The organism is Pseudoalteromonas fuliginea (assembly GCF_000690055.1).
Classification (GTDB): Bacteria; Pseudomonadota; Gammaproteobacteria; order Enterobacterales; family Alteromonadaceae; genus Pseudoalteromonas; species Pseudoalteromonas fuliginea.
This window is the reverse complement of record NZ_JJNZ01000307.1, coordinates 1-269: the sequence shown is the minus strand read 5'-3', so window position 1 is coordinate 269 and position 269 is coordinate 1. Positions and strand designations below refer to the sequence as shown.

Below are 269 nucleotides of genomic sequence, written 5' to 3'. Positions count from 1 at the left end.
CATGAAGATCAAGCGTGGTTTCTTTGTCTTCATGCCACTTTTCAATTAAGTCGTTAATTTGATCTTCTGTTAGGTTCATTGTGAGAGCTCCACGCATTCAGCTTTTCGGAAAATTCTTCCATATGGCCGATCGTCCTTCATGTTGTACATAAAGACGGCTTTCACTTTTTCACACTGCTCATGGCTATCTAAAATAACAGTGTCCAGTGAGCCACCACCTTTTTGGGAACCGACAATAATTAATTGCATTATTAGTAAGTATTTCATCC

Annotated in this window: 1 protein-coding gene; it reads right to left on the bottom strand. The window is 39.0% G+C overall.

The genetic code is table 11. The annotated features are described in order from the left end of the window. Positions 1-75: 75 nt before the first annotated feature. Positions 76-269: hypothetical protein (locus tag DC53_RS22495; protein ID WP_033032898.1), on the bottom strand; the 194-nt coding region annotated here is incomplete at its 5' end.